The organism is Sphingobacterium sp. ML3W, assembly GCF_000747525.1.
Lineage (GTDB): Bacteria > Bacteroidota > Bacteroidia > Sphingobacteriales > Sphingobacteriaceae > Sphingobacterium.
Map to the genome: position 1 here is coordinate 5,167,726 of NZ_CP009278.1, position 19,983 is coordinate 5,187,708.

At 38.7% G+C, this 19,983-nt stretch carries 17 protein-coding genes; 12 read left to right on the forward strand and 5 right to left on the reverse strand.

Features of this window, described 5'->3' with window-relative positions:
- Positions 1-46: 46 nt before the first annotated feature.
- Positions 47-2,167: a carboxy terminal-processing peptidase gene (locus KO02_RS21965; RefSeq protein WP_144243389.1), complete on the forward strand. Its 2,121-nt coding sequence runs from the start codon at positions 47-49 to the stop codon at positions 2,165-2,167.
- Between the two features lie 79 nt (positions 2,168-2,246).
- On the opposite strand, the gene KO02_RS21970 is transcribed toward KO02_RS21965, so the two are convergent.
- From KO02_RS21970 to KO02_RS21985, 4 genes are all read right to left on the reverse strand, one after another.
- On the reverse strand, positions 2,247-3,953 hold the full coding sequence (locus KO02_RS21970) for a glycoside hydrolase family 3 protein (RefSeq protein WP_235212309.1): 1,707 nt from the start codon (positions 3,951-3,953) through the stop codon (positions 2,247-2,249).
- Between the two features lie 125 nt (positions 3,954-4,078).
- Positions 4,079-4,621, reverse strand: coding sequence for a TetR/AcrR family transcriptional regulator (locus KO02_RS21975; protein WP_038701749.1), 543 nt, complete (start codon positions 4,619-4,621; stop codon positions 4,079-4,081).
- Positions 4,622-4,836: 215 nt separating this feature from the next.
- A complete protein-coding gene (locus tag KO02_RS21980; RefSeq protein ID WP_038701750.1) occupies positions 4,837-5,511 on the reverse strand; it encodes a response regulator transcription factor in 675 nt (224 codons plus the stop codon).
- Positions 5,512-5,518: 7 nt separating this feature from the next.
- The gene (locus KO02_RS21985; protein WP_158500340.1) at positions 5,519-6,916 is read right to left on the reverse strand and encodes a sensor histidine kinase; all 1,398 of its coding nucleotides are present in this window, start codon (positions 6,914-6,916) and stop codon (positions 5,519-5,521) included.
- A 151-nt stretch (positions 6,917-7,067) separates the two neighbouring features.
- Between KO02_RS21985 and KO02_RS21990 the strand changes: the two genes are divergently transcribed.
- Positions 7,068-8,435 carry a DUF4270 family protein gene (locus KO02_RS21990; protein ID WP_038701751.1) on the forward strand — a complete coding sequence of 456 codons (1,368 nt, stop codon included), beginning with the start codon at positions 7,068-7,070 and terminating at the stop codon, positions 8,433-8,435.
- 6 nt (positions 8,436-8,441) lie between these two features.
- Entirely contained in the window at positions 8,442-9,443 is a 1,002-nt protein-coding gene (locus tag KO02_RS21995; RefSeq protein WP_038701752.1) for a Kelch repeat-containing protein, read from the forward strand.
- A 442-nt stretch (positions 9,444-9,885) separates the two neighbouring features.
- Here the strand turns inward: KO02_RS21995 and KO02_RS22000 are convergent, their stop codons facing one another.
- A complete protein-coding gene (locus KO02_RS22000) occupies positions 9,886-10,878 on the reverse strand; it encodes an aspartate-semialdehyde dehydrogenase (protein WP_038701753.1) in 993 nt (330 codons plus the stop codon).
- Between the two features lie 699 nt (positions 10,879-11,577).
- Between KO02_RS22000 and KO02_RS22005 the strand changes: the two genes are divergently transcribed.
- From KO02_RS22005 to KO02_RS22045, 9 genes are all read left to right on the forward strand, one after another.
- Positions 11,578-12,528 (forward strand): NAD-dependent epimerase/dehydratase family protein, encoded by a 951-nt coding sequence (locus tag KO02_RS22005; protein ID WP_038701754.1) that lies wholly within the window; start codon positions 11,578-11,580, stop codon positions 12,526-12,528.
- A gap of 1 nt (position 12,529) precedes the next feature.
- Positions 12,530-13,255 carry a YebC/PmpR family DNA-binding transcriptional regulator gene (locus tag KO02_RS22010; protein WP_038701755.1) on the forward strand — a complete coding sequence of 242 codons (726 nt, stop codon included), beginning with the start codon at positions 12,530-12,532 and terminating at the stop codon, positions 13,253-13,255.
- 133 nt (positions 13,256-13,388) lie between these two features.
- The gene (locus tag KO02_RS22015) at positions 13,389-15,026 is read left to right on the forward strand and encodes a hypothetical protein (protein ID WP_038701756.1); all 1,638 of its coding nucleotides are present in this window, start codon (positions 13,389-13,391) and stop codon (positions 15,024-15,026) included.
- A gap of 73 nt (positions 15,027-15,099) precedes the next feature.
- Complete coding sequence (locus KO02_RS22020) at positions 15,100-15,843, forward strand: DeoR/GlpR family DNA-binding transcription regulator (protein ID WP_038701757.1); 744 nt, start codon at positions 15,100-15,102, stop codon at positions 15,841-15,843.
- A gap of 58 nt (positions 15,844-15,901) precedes the next feature.
- Positions 15,902-17,257 (forward strand): flippase, encoded by a 1,356-nt coding sequence (locus KO02_RS22025; RefSeq protein ID WP_038701758.1) that lies wholly within the window; start codon positions 15,902-15,904, stop codon positions 17,255-17,257.
- Between the two features lie 27 nt (positions 17,258-17,284).
- Entirely contained in the window at positions 17,285-17,926 is a 642-nt protein-coding gene (locus KO02_RS22030; protein ID WP_038701759.1) for a class I SAM-dependent methyltransferase, read from the forward strand.
- 4 nt (positions 17,927-17,930) lie between these two features.
- Positions 17,931-18,842 (forward strand): glycosyltransferase, encoded by a 912-nt coding sequence (locus KO02_RS22035; protein WP_038701760.1) that lies wholly within the window; start codon positions 17,931-17,933, stop codon positions 18,840-18,842.
- A 1-nt stretch (position 18,843) separates the two neighbouring features.
- Positions 18,844-19,599: a glycosyltransferase family 2 protein gene (locus KO02_RS22040; RefSeq protein ID WP_038701761.1), complete on the forward strand. Its 756-nt coding sequence runs from the start codon at positions 18,844-18,846 to the stop codon at positions 19,597-19,599.
- Positions 19,600-19,601: 2 nt separating this feature from the next.
- The gene (locus KO02_RS22045; protein ID WP_200878688.1) at positions 19,602-19,814 is read left to right on the forward strand and encodes a DUF3820 family protein; all 213 of its coding nucleotides are present in this window, start codon (positions 19,602-19,604) and stop codon (positions 19,812-19,814) included.
- The last annotated feature ends 169 nt before the right edge of the window (positions 19,815-19,983 follow it).

A 19,983-nucleotide genomic window follows, 5' to 3' on the forward strand; every position in this document is an offset into this window, starting at 1 on the left:
AGTGCTATTTCATTGTATAAAAATGACTATTAAAATTATAGAAAATATGTTTAAAAAGCTAATATTCACCCTTTTTGTTATTTCGATTGTCTCCTGTGGTTCCAAACCACGTGTTAATCTAAGCGAAGTAGAAGGAGGTTTAAAGCCTAGCGCGCAACACGAAGTCATAGCAAAAGAAGTTGCTGGTCTCTTAGAATCGACAAGTTATAAAAAAGTACAACTGAATGATTCCATTTCAAATATTGTATTCGATAACCTAATCAAGTCTTTAGATCAAGGGAAAAACTATCTCTTGCAATCGGACATCGATGAGTTTCAGCAGTATCGCAATACCTTGGGACAAGATTTCCGTAAAGGTGATCTATCGGCTCCATTTCATATTTTCAATGTATACGCTAAACGTTATCTAGAACGTATCCAATACGCGTTAACACAAGTAGATGTTAAGCAAGATTTTACCATCGACGAATCTTATCTTCCTAGCCGTGAAAAATTAGGCTGGTTCAAAAGTGTAACCGAGGCAGATACGCAGTGGAAACATCGTGTGAAATATGATTTATTAAACTTAGAAATGACTACGGTCAATAAAACAGACAGTACAGCAAATAAGCAAAAAGAAACGCTACGTAAGCGTTATACCAACTTGATTTCTCAAGGGAAGAAAATAAATGCGAACGATGCTTTCCAATTGATGATAACAGCATTGACAGATGCTGTGGATCCGCATACATCATACTTCAACCCTTCTTTCGCTCAAGCATTCAATGAGGGCATGGCCAATACATTTGAGGGTATTGGGGCACGATTGATGATCGACAATGAAATGGTGACGATTATGGAAATCATCCCAGGAGGTCCTATTTTCAAAGATAAAAGCTTAGCTATTGATGATAAAATCATTGGTGTTGCGCAAGGTAAAGATGGCGAATTTGAAGATATCATCGGTTGGAGACTTGACGCTGCTGTTGCAAAGATCAAAGGCCCCGCTGGAACGATCGTTAGATTGAAAATATTACCTGCAGGTCAACAGATCAGTGCACATCCAAAAATTGTATCGCTGACACGTGAAAAAATCGTATTGGCAGAAGAGTCTGCTAAAAAAGAAATCTTAAATGTAAAAGGTGCAGATGGTAAAAACTATCGCGTTGGGGTCATCAATATCCCTAAATTCTACATGGATTTTGAGGCTTACCGGAAACGCGACCCGAACTATAAAAGCACGACACGTGATGTGCGCTTATTATTAGATACCTTGAAACAAGAAAAAGTAGATGCCGTCATGATCGATCTACGCTTTAATGGCGGTGGCTCTCTGCCTGAAGCAATCGACCTAACAGGTCTGTTCATTGACAAAGGTCCAGTGGTACAGGTAAGGGATATCCGCAATGCTGTGGATGTAGAAGAAGATAAAAACGCTGGCGTTTCATGGGATGGTCCACTAGGTGTGATGATCAATCGTTTCTCTGCTTCTGCTTCTGAAATTTTTGCAGGTGCTATACAGGACTATGGTCGTGGTGTGATCTTAGGTTCGCAATCTTATGGTAAGGGCACGGTACAATCTGCTGTAGATATGGCTCGCGTGATCAGCCCTACGAGCAAATTGTTATTAAAAGCGCAAAACGAAAAAGATCCAGACACGCCGAATGGTGCTCCTGAATATGGACAGATCAACATTACACTTGGTAAATTCTACCGTGTGAATGGAAGTAGTACGCAACATAAAGGAGTTAGTCCTGATGTTGCTTTCCCGACGCAATACTCGGCAGAGAAATTTGGAGAAAGCTCTGAGCCTTCTGCTTTACCTTGGGACCAGATCAAATCGAGTAACTATACCAAAGTAGCGGATCTGACAGCCATCAATAAAACATTAGAGCAAGAGCATGAAGAACGCATGAAAACTTCAACGGAATACAAATTCTTATTGGAAGATATCGCTACTTTTGAAAAACGTGATGAGGAAACTAAAATACCGCTTCAACTGGATAAATTCAAAAAAGAACGTGATGACTTCCAGAAAAAGAATAGAGACCGCGTCAACGCTTTATTGAAACAAAGAGGGCTTCCATTATGGGAAGAAGGAAAACCACAACCGAAGATGGAGTTTGACTTCGTTCAGGATGAAAGTGCTAAGGTCATGACAGACCTGATCATTCAAGAAAAGAAATAAAGAATATCGTGTTATAAAACAAGAAGGGCTTATCTGTACAGATAAGCCCTTCTTGTTTTATAACCAATTGGTAAAAGAATTATTTACCGTCTCCGTATCTGAAATACTTATTAATCGTGACAGGTAATTTACCACTCGGTATGTTTTGACCTAAAATCGTTTGGGCAACTGCGCGTTGCATGAAGTCATCGTTTTGATAAGCGACAATGATCGTCTTGCTTTTCTGAACACCAGCGAATCCATCTATAGCGTATGGATTGGTGAAAAAGGTGACAATGGATTTTTTAGCTAATTTTTTGACCAATGATTTCACGGCATCGCTTGCTGCAACTTCTGGTCGAGGGCGTGATCGTGTATCGTGGATAGCAAGTATGATCTGTTTGTTCTTTTTCGCTTCCTTGATAATTGGAGCCAATTCTGCCTCAGTGGCATCAGCAGCGATGTAATACTGTGTCTCGTTGGATAAAGCTGTTGCCATTATATTTTGAAAAGTGGATGGCGCTTGAAGACCTATGTTAAGAATTGCTGTTTTCTCCGAAGGCTTAAATGCCTTGATCTTTGCTGTAGATTTTAATACCGTAACGGAAGCTTCGGACAATTGATCGATCAGCTGCTTAGCAGATGGTCTATTCAATTCCGCATATAAATTTTGAGGATTTACAGCTTTATACTGATCCAAACCCAACCATAGCTTAGAAGCCAATACTTTTTTAACGCGTGCATCCACATCGGCCTGATTAATTCGGCCTTCTTGGATAGCTTTCAACACAAGGTCTATCGCGCGTTTGCTGTTTTCAGAAACCTCCAACAGATCATGTCCTGCAATGATGGCCATGACATCTGCTTCACCATTTGGGAAAAACTTTTTAACACCATTCATATCCATCGCATCGGTAACGATCAAACCACGGAACCCCAATTGGTCACGAAGAATCCCTGTTACAATAGGTTTGGAAATGGAAGATGGAATATTGGGCGTTGGATCCAAACTCGGGATATTCATATGTGCAACCATAATAGCCGGAGCACCATCTTTAATCAATGCTTTGAATGGAAACATTTCCAAATCTTCTAACCGCTCTTTTGAAAAAGTTAACTGCGGTAGGTCATGATGTGAGTCTACATCGGTATCGCCATGTCCTGGAAAATGCTTCAACGAAGAAATAATACCGCCATCCATCATACCATCCATATAGGCTTTGGCTTTTCTAGCTACATTTTCTTTATTATCACCAAAAGAACGGAATCCAATGACCGGATTTTTAGGATTATTATTGATGTCTACTACTGGAGCAAAATTAAAGTGCATACCGATGCGGTGAAAATCCTTTGCAACTTCTTGCCCCATTTGATGGATCAATTGATCGTTTTGAATGGCACCTAAAGTCATCTGATAGGGATAGGATAAGGTCGAATCTGGTAAACGCATCCCTAAGCCCCACTCGCCATCAAAAGTAATCAATAAGGGAACTTTTGAAAGCTGCTGGTAGTTATTGAACATCGCGACATGGCGCTCTGGTCCACCTTGAAAAACAACGAGTCCTCCCAATTGCTCATCGTGAACCACTTGTGCTACAGAATCGATATATCGTTGACCTAAATTCGTATGTGCACGCACTAAAAACAATTGGGCTATGCGCTCTTTTGGCGTTAATGTATTGAATACCGAATCTACCCAAGTGTGTGGCGTATTGATATACTGGACAAAGTCCTTTTTGTCTTGTGCTTGTGAGAAAGAAATCGTTGATGCCAGGGTGACAACAGCTAACGCGAATTTTTTTATCATAATTTTTTGTATAAAATAGATTACTAATAACGGGTATTTTTTACACAAACAGAAACAGTTTGTGCAACAAATTTAATAAAACATGCATAAACTTGCATGAGTGGTGACGAAAAATATAATTTAAATCAGTTTAAATTATATTTTTCTTCCAATAAAATGGCTAATTCCATCGCGTGGTCAAGTTCACCATTTGCCTCTTTTTTCCAAAGGGTATCGATCACGATCAATAGCAATTCAGTTTCTAATTCCGGGTCCTTATAGCCCAGCTCTTTAAAAGCCCTTACGATTATTGCTTGTACCGGTTTCATGAATTGCTCATGTTGTTGTCTTGAAAAAGGATGATGCGAAAGTCGTTCCTGTAATTTCCAAAAGATGGGTTCATCAGCGACCAGTTTACTCGGTAAATTGATCATTTTACGTAAGAAGTCCTTAGAATCACGATAAGTCATCATACCCTTATGATGCGTCAATACCTTACGATATCCGGCTTTGATCAGATAGACCAATAAGGAGTCCTTATTACCAAAATGTTTAAAGATTAGGGCCTCGGAAACGCCTGCGTTTTGAGCAATAGCCTTGGTAGAGGTATCTGCATATCCTTGCTCTGAAAATAAATTCAAAGCTTCACGCATAATTTTTTCTTTCCTACTCAATACACTATCTTTCATTTTTTTACTCTTTATACAGCGTACAAACTTAGATAAATTGTCCTTTATATACAATTTACTTGAGCTGAATATTTAATCATATGACGATCAAATTTCAATAGGTGCTCAAAATATGCGCTGCAATTAATTATACGATGTTATCTATGGCATATTCTATTCCGGTAATACGTATTGCTATCTGTTAAAGTACGCTACGTAAATTTCTATATCCATCTTTAATCAACGGTAAGCATATAACCTACTCCGCGCACATTGGTGATTTTTATACGCGAATCTTTATTCAGATACTTTCGAATTCTACTGATGAATACATCGAGACTCCTGCCTGAAAAATACTTATCGTAACTCCAATAGGTCTTCATGATATCCTCTCGAGGAATAACTTGATTCCTGTTTTCATAAAGACTTCTCAGAAGTTCGCTTTCGCGATACGATAGCTTGATCATTTCACCTTTATAACTTAACGTTTGCTTGAGGCTATCTAATACATAATCGCCAATCATCAAGTTTTGGCCCAGTTGCATCTTTGGACTGCTCTTCAATAAGGATGTTATGCGGACAACGAGCTCTTCAATGCGGAACGGTTTTTTGACATAGTCATTGGCTCCAATATGGAATCCTTTGACAACATCTTCGGTCTGTACGCGTGCCGTCAGGAAAATGATAGGCACCTGACTATCGCGTTCTCGTATATGTTTGGCCAGTGTAAAACCATCCATTACAGGCATCATCACGTCAATCAGCAAAATATCTGGCTTTTCCATCTCGAAAGCTTTCAACGCAGTTTGTCCATCCGAGCAATGTCGCACCGCGAATCCATTTGTTTCTAAACTATCGCTGACAATAAGTGCCAAACTCGCTTCATCTTCCACATATAATATATCCATCATAATCCTATTATTTTGGTAGTGTAATGGTAAAGGTACTTCCTTTATTTGGTATGCTTTTTACTTTAATTTCTCCACCATGCTGACGGATGACCTGACGTACATAGGCCAATCCTATTCCAAATCCCTTTACCTGATGTAAATTTCCTTCTGGAACGCGAAAAAACAAACTAAATATATCCTGTTGATAGGCCATTGCAATCCCCTTTCCCTTGTCTGAAATACTAAACTCGATCTGGTCGCGATGCTCCCGTACATGGATGTAAATTTCTACTCGTTCTCCCGAATATTTCACGGCATTTTCCAATAGATTATTGACGACATTTCTAATATGCGAACCATCCGCACGCAAATAGAGCGCTGCAACATCGCTATCTACCGTTATTTTCACTTCCTTATTGACATTGATCTGGAAAGTGTCTGCAGCCTTTTCTAAAATCTGGATCAAATCGATCTGACTCCATTCCAACAGCAGGCCATTACGCTCGTCGACGTCCATTTGTAAGACACGATCGATCATATCGGATAGGTGATCGAGCTCGTTCCTTGAAATACTGAGGTAACGATCCATCTTAGCATAATCCTGTTTGCCTCCGTACAATTGGATCGCCTCTATGGCTGTCATCACGGTAGAAACAGGTGTCTTTAACTCATGGGTCATGTTATTGACAAATGCTTTTTGCATCTCTGCCAATCTATTTTGACGAAAGATAGTCTTAAAAAGATAGCTTATGGAGCCTATAAAAATAGTGACCAAAAGAATAGCGATACCCAATTGCCAACCCAGATCAAAAAGTAGATCTTTCCATACATCTTTAAATTTCACGACCAAAAACTCACTGTTGGCGGCATCAATCATCATAGGGCGCGTCCAAGACAGTTTCTTTTCACGATAGGCTTTACGAATAGCAAATAAACTGTCGCGCGGGATAATATGGGTTGTAATATCGTAACTGGAAACCACCCCCTTATTCTGCAAGGCAAGATCAAATCTGCTCTTTATTTCTTCAATAATAGCTGGGGTACTCTTAATCTGTAAAAATAAAGAAGGAGCCATAATCTCCCCACTGGCTTTCCCCCCCCCTTTACTTGTGTCAGCGCCACCTGCGGTCACCGCTTTACGCGCGATTCGACTTACCCCGGGATGTTTATGATAAGAAACAAGCTCCTGAAAAAGGGTATCAATTTCAGTATCGGTATACTTATCCCTTAACTTCTTGCGCAGTTCGCCCAAAGCACCGCCTTGATCACTTTTCAAATCGCTACTGTGTGCCTGATATACCTCCTGTACGATATTGAACATACTGCGTTCTGCAGAGGAAAGAAACAGCTCCAACCGGTTATTATAACTGCCGTATAACCATATACTCAGGATACTAACCAGCCCGATCCCGGTTAATACCGACATTGTAATCAATAATTTAAACTTGCTTGCCATAATTAAAAACAAATTTAAATTACTAAATTTGCATTCGCCTTGGTAATTAACCATATTTAACAAAATATAACACTGATTAACAATGCGCATTGATTACATTTGCATTATTCAATTTTTAAGCATGATAAGAAATTTTAAGAGACATAGCGTTCAATTTTTATTCTCAGCGTTATTACTGCTAGGCATTTCAGCTTGTAATAAAGATATATCGCTCTCTTTAGACAATTCAAGAGATGAATCAATGGGTATCGTTCCGATGGATTCGCTTCAAGTGAATGCATCCACTTATCAATTGGATGACGTACCGACATCTGCAACAGGCGTTATTCTTGTTGGAAAAAATACGGATATCCTAACAGGTTCCATCACGGCATCATCTTATATGCGTATGGGCATCGGTGAAATCACAACAGCATCCATTCCAACTGCTGCAAAGTACGATTCCATCACATTTGTATTGAAACCTAATAAATATTTCTACGGAGATACAACCAAAACACAAACGATAGCGATTCACCAAGTAACGGATCAGATTACATTAAAAGAGATCAACTCGGGTTCTGATATCAATGAGAAACCAGTTTTTGTAAGTGGTCCGGCCATCTATAACGATCAAAAATTTGCTTACGATCCTACGGCTTTAGGAACGTTATCATTCCAACCTTTTGTCAAAAAACTAGATTCGGTAGCCATTAGATTAGATGATAATTTAGGCAATACCTTATTCTCGATGATCAAAGAGGGAAAGTCTGCTATTTCTTCAAATCAGAATTTTGTTGAGTACTTCAAGGGTATTGCAGTAATACCTGGAGAAAATAATACCGCTATCATCGGTTATAAAGATACCGTAACCATGCAGATTCATTATAACTTTGTCAATGAGCAGGGTTTTAAAGTAAATGCTGTTGCTAAATTCAATTTAGGCGATAAGGCCTACCAATTTAATAATGTCGCATCAGACCGTCAAGGAACAGCATTTAGTGCGCTTACGGTTAAGAATCCTGAGCTAAAGAGTGAAACAACAGCTGGTGATGTTTTCTTAGAAGGTAGCACTGGAACGGTTGTAAAATTGACCTTTCCGACACTTTTGAAATTAGTTAATGATCCAACTGTAGCGATTAATAAGGCTGAACTCGTTATAGAGACGGAGAGCAAATACCAGAACTCGTTTTTCAACTCGCCATCAAGCTTAATCTTAATGGTGGCTAATGGATACGGTAATCCGGTAAGTATGGTCAACACACCATTTGATACAAAGCCACAACAAGCTCCTTATATCGGCGCAAATGATTTTGGTACAAATGCAAAGTATGTATTCAATTTGATTGAATATTTAAATAATATTAAACAAGAAAGCTACTATAATACGTCCCTATTTGTGAGCGTACCAACATCTGGTTTATTCTCTAGTGTAGATAAACTTATTGTAGCAAAGGATGCAAATAACAAACCAAAAATAAAATTAAACATCTTATATACTAAATTTTAACAGTTTATGAACAAGAAAAATTGGCTACTTATCATATTAGCGTGCGTCGTAACTTTCTCAACTTACTCTTGTAAATCGAAAGATAATAATGATGAAGACGAAGTAGTAGAATGGACAAGAGCGTCTGCTTTCGATGGTGACGCAAGAAGTGGAGCAGTATCTTTCTTAGTTAACAATATTGCTTACGTAACAACAGGTCTTTCAAAAGAAGGACAAGTAGATGTTCGCAAAAAAGATACATGGGCATATAGTGCTTCTGCAGGAACTTGGTCTCAAAAAGCTGAATTCCCTGGTGTAGCGCGTAACAACGCAGTTGCTTTTGCTATTGGTGACAACGGATATGTAGGTACAGGTTATGATGGAGCTAATGCTTTATCTGACTTTTATAAGTTTGATACTAAAAATAATACTTGGACTAAAATCGCTGACCTTCCAGCTGAAGCACGCTTTGGTGCTGTTGCTTTCTCTATCGGAGGTTACGGTTATGTAGGTACGGGTTCTAGAAATAATACAGACAATAACGTAAAATCTTTCTACAAATATGATCCTGCTGCAAATGCATGGTCAGCTGTAGATAGCCCATTAGAATCAAATAGAAGATATGGATTCGCTTTTGTAATCAATGATATTGCTTATGTAGGTGGTGGTATCGACAACAGTTCATATCCTGAAGATTTCTTTAAATATGATGGTAAAGGATGGACGAAATTGAATGATTTAAACCGTGATGACAAATCGTACAACTACAACTTAACACGTTCAAATACGTCTTCTTTTGTATTGAACAACTTAGCTTATGTAGTAGGTGGTTACAAACAAACGGTTATCAACACAATCTGGGAATACAACCCTTCAAATGACGTATGGAATGCTGACAATCAAGTTTTCCAAGGTCAAGCTAGACAAGATGCTGTTGGATTTGCAATCGACAACGTAGGTTATATTACTACTGGTCAAAATGGTTCAAATAAATTCTACGATACTTGGAAATTTAATCCTGTAAAATAGGGTAACAATCCATATTTAGACATAATAAAGGGGTCGTATCAGATAAGATACGACCCCTTTATTATGTCATTGAAAAACGCCTCTTTATCGTTTACAATCTTCGCATATCCTCCTCCGACCTTATCACCATTGATCAACTTAGACCAGCCAAATTTTCAGGCTCATGTAGCATGCTTTATACCAAGCTATACCCCTATTCGGATTGTATGCAAGACAAGCCCACAGTTTATGCTATCTCCCATCGGAGGATGGCCGCTTATTTTAGTGAAGAAATAAATTGAAATAGAAACGAGTCTGCTTCATGCAATGCATATACGACAAGCAGATCGAAGAACTAGCGCAGTCCCTTTTCTAGATTGGAATATGGCTATAGGTTATGTCCAAAAGAAAAGGAGCTATAACATGTACTGCTATAGCTCCTCCCTAATAGTATAAATTGAGATTAAATCAAACCTCTTTCTTTTAATGCTTCAGCGATCTGAATTGTATTTGTTGCGGCACCTTTACGTAAATTATCAGCCACAACCCACATGTTTAAGGTATTAGCTTGTGATTCATCACGACGGATACGTCCTACGAATACTTCATCCTTCCCATGTGCATCTTTTGGCATTGGGTATTTCAAGTTTGCAGGATCGTCAACCACAATAACACCAGATTGTGCAGCTAGTGCTGCGCGAACGTCTGCCAAATCAAAATCATTTTCAAATTCAATGTTCAACGCTTCGGAATGCCCGCCCATCACTGGGATACGAACTGTCGTAGCCGTTACTTTAATCGAATCGTCACCCATGATCTTGTTTGTTTCCAAAATCATTTTCATTTCCTCTTTGGTATATCCATTGTCTTGGAAAACATCAATTTGAGGGATGACATTTAAATCGATTTCATATGCATATGCTCGCTCGCCATCTGTTTTTCCAGCACGCTCATCCATCATCTGTTGAACGGCCTTTACGCCAGTACCTGTGACAGATTGATATGTCGATACAACAACACGCTTAATTTTATATTTATCATGAAGAGGCTTTAAAGCGACCACCATCTGTATCGTCGAACAGTTGGGATTAGCAATAATTTTATCTTCGGCTGTTAAAACATCTGCATTTACTTCTGGAACGACTAATTTTTTAGTAGGATCCATACGCCAAGCTGATGAATTGTCAATAACCGTAATGCCTGCAGCTGCAAATAATGGAGCATACTCCAAAGAAGTAGAACCTCCAGCAGAGAACAAGGCAACATCAGGTTTCAAGGCAATAGCTTCAGATAGTGTAACCACCTTATACTTCTTTCCCTTAAAATCAATTTCCTTACCCTTACTACGCTCTGAAGCTACTGGAATTAATTCTGAAACTGGGAAATTGCGCGCTGCTAACACTGTTAGCATCTCAGTACCTACAAGGCCTGTTGCGCCGACTACTGCGACTTTCATCTTGTTACCTTCTCTTTAATTTGTTATGTAATCTGTTGTAAATATTCAAAATAGAATATTCGTATTTCTCAAACTTACGAAATTTAGGGCTAATATTTGACGATTATTGCAAAAAAATACATAAAGTAATATTAATATGGACACATTAATGCCTCTTTAATAAAATATCTTCAAATATTGTTAGCAACCAGCAGCTAACCGTGCTCTTGTGCAGATTGCTAAAATCTACTGTAATAAATGTTAAGATACAACGTGATCATGCTAGAAACAGCATTAAAATTTCATCATTGGAAACTTAATCTACCTCAAATGAGCTGCAAAAAAAATAGCAGATAAATTCTAGACAACATATTAAATAAATTTTTGCTTTAAATATTCGGCAAAAAAGGACGCCAATAACCATGCTCAAAAGTTCTTTTTCCTCCATTACTGAAATGGGTACCAAATGTGCCGATTTATCCTACCAAGAAAACTAAAAAAAAAGCAATCGATTGATATGTAATAAAAGGCCACAAATTGAAGAAATAATCAACTAAAAAGATCTTAAAAGGTATCATTAAAAGGCTTTGATTTACATGAAAACACATTTCAATCACCATGATAATAAAGGCTTTAAACAGACTACAGGTGCATTAATATTCGTTTTTTGACCGCTCACAAAAGATTGATTACCTTAATAAAAATACTATATTTGCATCGATGAAAGAAAGCATTATTATAATCGGTGCAAATGGCCAAATCGGAACAGAATTGGCTACAGCTTTAAGAGAGAAATTTGGTACAGAAAATGTCGTTACTTCCGATATTAGAGAACCTCAAAATTTAAAGGATGGAGAAATTTTCGAACCCCTCAATGTGCTTGAAAAAAGTGCTATAGAATCCTTATTTATAAAATATAAACCTACACAAGTATATCTATTGGCCGCCATGTTATCGGCTACTGGCGAAGTTTATCCGCAAAAAGCTTGGGATTTGAACATGAATGGTCTATTGAACGTATTGGACTTAGCTGTCGAATATAAAGTTGCCAAGATTTTCTGGCCAAGTTCAATCGCAGTATTCGGTCCACATTCGCCTAAGACGAATACCGATCAATATTGTGTGATGGATCCAAATACAATCTACGGTATCAGTAAATTAGCTGGTGAGCGTTTAGTAGAATGGTACCAAGAAAATCGTGGATTGGATATCCGTAGTATCCGTTACCCAGGTATTATCTCATGGAAAGCGGAACCAGGAGGTGGTACAACTGACTATGCTGTTCATATTTTCTATGATGCCTTGAAAAAAGGGACTTATGAATGTTTCCTATCGGAAGATACAGCTTTACCGATGTTGTATATGGACGATGCCATTCGTGGTACTTTACAGTTAATGGATGCGCCAAAAGAAAGTTTAACGATTCGCTCAAGCTATAATTTAACAGGGGTAAGTTTCACTCCAAAAGAACTAGCAGAAGAAATTAAAAAAATTCTTCCTAATTTTACAATCACTTACTCGGAGAATGATCCTAGACAAGCTATTGCAAATTCTTGGCCTGCTAGTATTGAAGATTCTCCAGCAAGAACAGATTGGAACTGGAAGCCAGCTTTTGATTTAGCTAAGCTTACTGCCGAGATGATAGAGAATCTTAAAACAAACAAAATATAACATGGGAAGAGCTTTCGAATTTAGAAAAGAACGTAAATTTAAACGCTGGGCCAAAATGGCTATTCAATTCACGCGTTTAGGTAAAGAAATTGCAATTGCAGTGAAGGACAATGGCCCTCACCCAGAGACAAATTCAAGATTACGTACAGCGATAAACAATGCGAAAGCTGTAAATATGCCTAAAGATCGTGTAGAAGCGGCAATAAAGAGAGCTTCTGAAAAAGATTCTAAAGGCTATGAAGAATATGTATATGAAGGATATGGCCCTCATGGGGTGCCGATCTTAATTGAAACTGCTACAGATAATACCAATAGAACAGTGGCCAATATACGCAGTTACTTCACCAAAGCTGGTGGTACATTGGGTAAAACAGGCTCACTAGATTTTATTTTCAATCGCAAATCTCTTTTTAGATTCCCGGCAACGGAAGATTTAGACACGGATGAGTTGGAATTAGAATTGATCGATGGTGGTCTTGAAGAATTGTACATCGAATCGGATGAAGAAGGTAATGATATCGTAGTGGTACAGACTTCTTTTGAAGATTTTGGCAATATGCAACGTCTATTGGAGGAGAAAGGGATTGTAGTTTCTTCTGCTAAATTAGAACGTATCGCATTATCACATACGGATATCTCTGAAGAAGAAGCTGCAGATGTATTGAAATTAATCGATAAAATTGAAGAAGATGATGATGTTCAGGCTGTATATCATAATATGGCTTAATATTTTCGCATAACAACATTAAAAAGAGCGCTAGTCGCTCTTTTTTTATGTTCAAAATAAGCGTAAAATAGCACCCAAGCTATTAAAGATTAATAAAATAGTATACATTTGTACTAGACTAAATATTTTCAGGATGACTTTTGAAGAATTTTTCACTAAAAAAAAGATAGATTTAATAGCTTTAAAGAAAGCTGACAACTCACTTTATGAAGAATTCAGAAAACATTTCGCGGCAATGGGTGAAAAGAGTTTTGATCACACCAAAAAATTCTGGTTCAATAGACTGCGAAAAAGTTATCGATTAGAGGAAGTAATAGTTGATCAAAAAGAGAGCAAGAAATCGGTAGAAGTAAAGGAACAACAAACGGTCACAACCGAACAAGCGATCCCTGCGACTGGATTTAAGCCTCGTTTTAGAGCTCCTGCAATTCCATCAAAACCAACGACAGACACCGTTAGCGAGGTGGATACAAATGAACCGACTAAGCCTGAAACGGAAGGCACGACTAAGCCTGCCGGTTTTAAACCTCGTTTTAGAGCGGGAGCAACGAAAGCTGCGATACCAAAAGACCCAGCAACCGAAACAACAGACGCTACTCCTAATGCTGAGCAGGAAACAGCACCAATTCCTGAACTGCAAGCTTCTGAAGGAGTCGATAAGACCGCAGCTGCAAATCCTATATCAGAAGAAACAAAAAAACCTGCGGGTTTTAAACCTCGCTTTAAAGCTGGAGTAACGAAAGCTGCAATAACAACAGACCCAGCAGCGGAAACTGCTTCAACAGATGCTACTCCTAATGCTAGGCAGGAAACAGCTCCTACCGCTGAACTACAAGCTTCTGAAGCTACCGATAAGACCGAAGCAGTAAATCCTGCATCGGAAGAAACAAAAAAGCCTGCGGGTTTTAAACCTCGCTTTAAAGCTGGAGTAACGAAAGCTGCAATAACAACAAACCCGGCAGCGGAAGCTGCTTCAACAGATGCTACTCCTAATACCGAGCAAGAAACACCTCCAATTCCTGAACTGCAAGCTTCTGAAGGAGTCGATAAGACCGCCGCTGCAAATCCTATATCGGAAGAAATAAACAAGCCTGCTGGGTTTAAACCTCGTTTTAAAGCTGGAGTAACAAAAGCTGCAATAACAAAAGACCCAACAACGGAAACTGGAAAAACAGACGCTACTCCTAATGCCGAGCAAGAAACACTTCCAATTCCTGAACTGCAAGTTCCCGAAGCTACAGACAAGACCGAAGCAGTAAATCCTGCATCGGAAGAAATAAACAAGCCTGCTGGGTTTAAACCTCGTTTTAAAGCAGGAGTAACAAAAGCTGCAATAACAAAAGACCCAACAACGGAAACTGGAAAAACAGACGCTACTCCTAATGCCGAGCAAGAAACACCTCCAATTCCTGAACTGCAAGTTTCTGAAGCTACAGACAAGATCGAAGCAGTAAATCCTGCATCGGAAGAAATAAACAAGCCTGCGGGCTTTAAACATCGTTTTAAAGCTGGAGTAACAAAAGCTGCAATAACAAAAGCTGCAATAACAAAAGCTGCAATAACAAAAGACCCAGCAACGGAAACTGGAAAAACAGACACTCCTTCTGATACCGAGCAGGAAACACCTCCTACCGCTGAACAGCAAGTTCCCGAAGCTACAGACAAGACCGAAGTAGCAAATCCTGCATCGGAAGAAATAAACAAGCCTGTGGGTTTTAAACCTCGTTTTAAAGCAGGAGTAACAAAAGTAAAAAATAAGGATAGCGAGTAAAAAAACATTTATTTTTTATACCTTCATATAATTACATTTGTATAAATAATTTCTACTATATAAACTATCTGCTATGTTAAAAGAGGAAAGACAAGCTTTCATTATACATCAAATCAATTTGCACAATAAGGTATTGTCGTCAGACTTAAGCATTCAGCTCAATGTATCTGAAGACACCATCCGACGTGACTTAAATGAACTAGCTGAAAATGGTAAAGTACTAAAAGTATACGGCGGTGCACTTTCCAAGTCTTTTCAATTTCCTTTTCAAGATGGCAACGTCTATGCGAAAGAAGCGAAGAAAGAAATTGCTAAAAAAGCGATTACGTTACTTCAAAATGGCATGACCATTCTTGCTGGTGGCGGTACAACGATGATTGAATTAGCTCGACTTGTCCCAGATAGTCTACAGTGTACAATTTTCACCATAAGTCCACTTGTTGCGCTAGAGTTAGCAGAGAAACCTAATTTAGAGGTCATACTGATTGGAGGAAAATTATCCAGAAATACCAATATTGTATCTGGATCGCAAGTAACAAACGAATTATCTGACATCAAGGTTGACATCTGCTTATTAGGTACCAATAGTCTATCTACACAAGATGGTGTTACAGACTCGGATTGGGAAGTAGTACAAATCAAAAAAGCGATGATAAAATGCTCTACGAAACTGGTTATCCTAAGTATCGCTGAAAAGTTAAATTCAGTACAAAAAATGAAAGTCGTCCCACTCCACGATGTGAATTATCTGGTTACGGACTTAAATCCAACACATCCTAGTTTATCAGAATTTGCGAATACCATTAATGTACTGTAAGAATACCCTTTTCATTCTCATGCAAACCTCTAAAAAAAATCAGTAGGTTTGCATTATAATGAAAATACCAGCATTACCAGGATTTAATCCAGAAGCATTCGAAAAATATTTCAAAAACACGGGTTGGCTTTTAATCGCGCGTGTAGGATCTCTTTTTATAAAAATGTTGGTAACCACATTTGCGCTTCCTTCCTATTTGGGAAGTGCACATTTTGGTACTTACAACTACCCGCTAGTCATACTCGCTTTTTTCACGGGTATAGCGACCATGGGAACCGACGGACTCATTACACGACAGCTCTTACAACATCCTGAAAAAGAAAACATATTACTAGGTTCGGCATTACGCATCCGTATCATTACGGGCTTCTTAGTCCTACCCCTCGTATACATCACTTATTTTTTCATTGCTCATTTTGCGCCAGAAGCCCCTGCCGCCTCTTTTAAGCAGGTTGCCCTTGTATCGTTCATTTGCATCATTCAGGCCGTACAAATCATTGATAGCTTTTTTCAAGCAAAGGTAAAAGGCAAGGTTATCATGCTGGTACAGGTCGGGGGAAATATCCTATCGGCTGCTATCAAGTTTGCTTTAATTCTTTTTAAAGCTCCTTTAGATGCTTTCATCTGGACTTTAATCATCGACGTCATCATCTTGCAAATTGGCTACTTAGCGCTATACCATAAAACAGGCAACCGGATATCCAATTGGAAATACGACCCTACTACCGCCAAAGAACTGTTGAAACTGGGGTGGCCACTCGCATTTTCCTCTTTATTCATCACGTTCTATATGAAAATCGATCAATTGATGATCGATGCCATCCTGGGTAAATCGGCTCTGGGCGTGTACTCAATAGTTGTATCACTTAGTGAAAGCTGGTATTTTATGCCTGTGGCCATATCAACTTCCTTATTTCCTGCCATCATGAATGCCCGAAGGACAAGTCCTGAATTATATCAAAAACGTCTCGGAAATCTGTATGAGCTAATGGTATTCGTAAGTGTATCCGTCGCCCTGATCGTGACATGTGTGGCTCCTATTTTATTCAAATATTATTATCCGCCGGAGTATGCTGAAGGATTACATACACTTCAAGTACATATTTGGGCAGGCGTATTTACATTCCTAGGAACCGCTAGTGCCCAATACCTTATTGCCGAAGGTCTCACAAAAATCACCTTGTATCGCACAGCGTTTGGCGCATTGCTGAATGTCATATTGAATTATTTTTTCATACCAAAATTTGGCATTATCGGAGCTGCCTACGCTACGCTAATCGCCTATTTTGCATCTACTTTTTTCCTGCTATTCATTAAAAAAACACGTCCAAACGCCATTCTGATGATCCGGTCCCTCTTCCTTATCGGATTATTATCGACGATAAAAGAAAAGTTTTTGAAAATAAATCGTTAAGTTTATTTTCTCTTATAAAACTAAAAAATGGAAAAAACTGGTAGTTACCAATCGTTATTGAATAGTAAATTGTTAAAAGGGCTCTTATCCTTAGCGTTTAAAGGATATTTCGTACAAACTGGATGGGTCAATTCGTACTTAAACAAAGAATCATTAAACCCTAATGGTGAACCAATTCCATGGCTCACTTATTCCTTTTTGGATTTTTTGGATGGTCGATTAAATAAAAATTTGATGCTTTTTGAATATGGAGCTGGAAACTCCACCCTATTTTATGCGCAACATGTAAAACAGGTAATCGCTGTAGAACACGATACCAATTGGTTTGAACGCATCAAGAATCAAATGCCCGAGAATGTAGAAATGAGGAACATAAGTTTGGAGCATGATGATTATGTAAATGCTATTCTGCAAGAAGATCAGCGCTACGATATGGTCATCGTTGATGGTAGAAAACGTGTTGCTTGTTGTAAAAATGCAATCGAAAGATTGAATGAAGGTGGCGTACTGGTACTGGATGACTCTGAAAGAACACACTATCAACCTGCTATCGATTATCTCGTACAACAGGGTTTTAAACATATCCCTTTCTCCGGTATTGCAATCGGGGCTATCCATAGAAAAGTAACATCCTTATTTTACAAAGAAAATAACTGCTTAGGAATCTAATAAAATGTCAGCTGCTCCAATCATCTTATTTGTTTACAACCGACCTGATCATACTTTACAGACATTAAAGGCACTAGAAAAAAATGCATTAGCGGCTTCGTCCGAACTATTCATTTATTCTGATGCTCCCAAAAACCAACAATCAAAAGTTGCCGTGGAGCAAGTGCGTGAAGTAATCAAAAGCGATTGGAAGTTTAAAAAAGTCCACCTTATTCTGCGCGATACGAACTGCGGACTGGCAGCAAATGTAATCGATGGCGTATCTACAATCGTAAAAAAATACGGACGAATCATCGTCTTAGAAGATGATCTGACGACCTCTCCTTTTGCCTTAACGTATTTCAATGATGCGCTGGAGCGTTATCAACATGAGGATAGGGTGATGCAAATATCCGGATACGGCTATCCATTGAAGGATTTGGCATTGCTACCCGAAACTTTTTTCTTTCGGGTAGCAAACAGCTGGGGCTGGGCAACCTGGGACCGAGCATGGAATCATTTCAACGCTGATATAAATAGCCTCACGGACGACTTTACCACCGAACAGATTCACCAGTTCAGTATTGAAGGGAAAGAGAATTTTTGGAAACAGGTGCAGGAATTCAAATCTGGTAAGATCAATTCTTGGGCTATTCGTTGGTATGCTTCTGTTTTTAAAAATAACGGCCTGGTACTTTATCCTCGCAATTCACTGACCCAGAATATCGGGAACGATGGTTCGGGCACACACACAGCAGCCGAATCTACGTATCAGGTGGTACTTGCTACTGAAAAAATAACACAATTTCCCGAAGATATTCGTGAACATGCGCAGGCTTATGAAGCAATTAAGTATTTTTACGCCCATAGAAAAGGGTCGCTCTTGAATAGAGCAATCCGTTTTGCAAAAAAGAAATTCAACGCATTAAAAAAATAGCATGCATAATCATCCCACATTTTCCATCATTACAGTCGTTTACAATAATGTGCGGGACATCGAACATACCTTAAAATCTGTTGTTGGTCAAACATACAAGCAGATTGAATATATCGTGATTGATGGGCAATCAACGGACGGCACACTAGCCCTGATCGAAAATTACAGATCGCAGATAACGAGGATTATCTCTGAAAAAGATAAGGGTATTTACGATGCGATGAATAAAGGGCTCGCGATAGCTACAGGAGATTATGTGCTCTTTTTAAATTCTGGAGATGAGCTCTATTCAAAGGATACTTTGGCCAATTTAGCTGCCCTGAGCGATGATGCGGATATCCTATATGGGGAAACCTTTTTAATCAACGAAAAGCGGGAAATAATCGGTGAGCGCCGACACAAAGTCCCGATGCATTTTGATTGGAAAAGCTTTCGCTATGGCATGAACATCTGCCATCAAGCGATTTACATCAAACGAAGTATTGCTGAACCTTATGATTTGCACTATAAATTGTGTGCTGATATTGATTGGGTGATAAAAGCGGCAAAAAAGGCCAATAAATGTGTCAATGCCCAGCAACATGTTGCCCGCTATTTAGTGGGTGGTATGTCTAAGCAAAGACATCGCGAATCGTTGAAAGAACGGTATGATATTTTCAAAAAATACTACGGAACGATTCCAAATCTGTTCAATCATTGTATTATTGGGCTGAGAATGATCGCCTATCGCATTAAAAATGGTAATCCTGAAGACTAATGATGAATCCTGATATCTTAACAGAACTCGTAACGGTAAAAATGCCTTTTGGAAAATACAAAGGATATACCTTATGTAATTTACCGGAACCTTACTTGGTTTGGTTCCATCAGAAGGGCTTTCCTCCCGGAAAACTTGGCATTCAATTGGGTACACTTTACGAGATAAAATTAAACGGATTGGAATATCTGTTGGAACCTTTGAAGAAAAAGTAATCAAAATCATCACGGTCACCACCCCCTATTTTCTATATTTCCCGCTTATCATAGTTTTGAGTCTGCTCGCAACGATACTTCTGCTATAGATAATTTTTGATGGTAAAGGAGATCGCAATAAGGATATATGGAACAGATCTATCCCCGTTTCTTTGATATATGACACAAA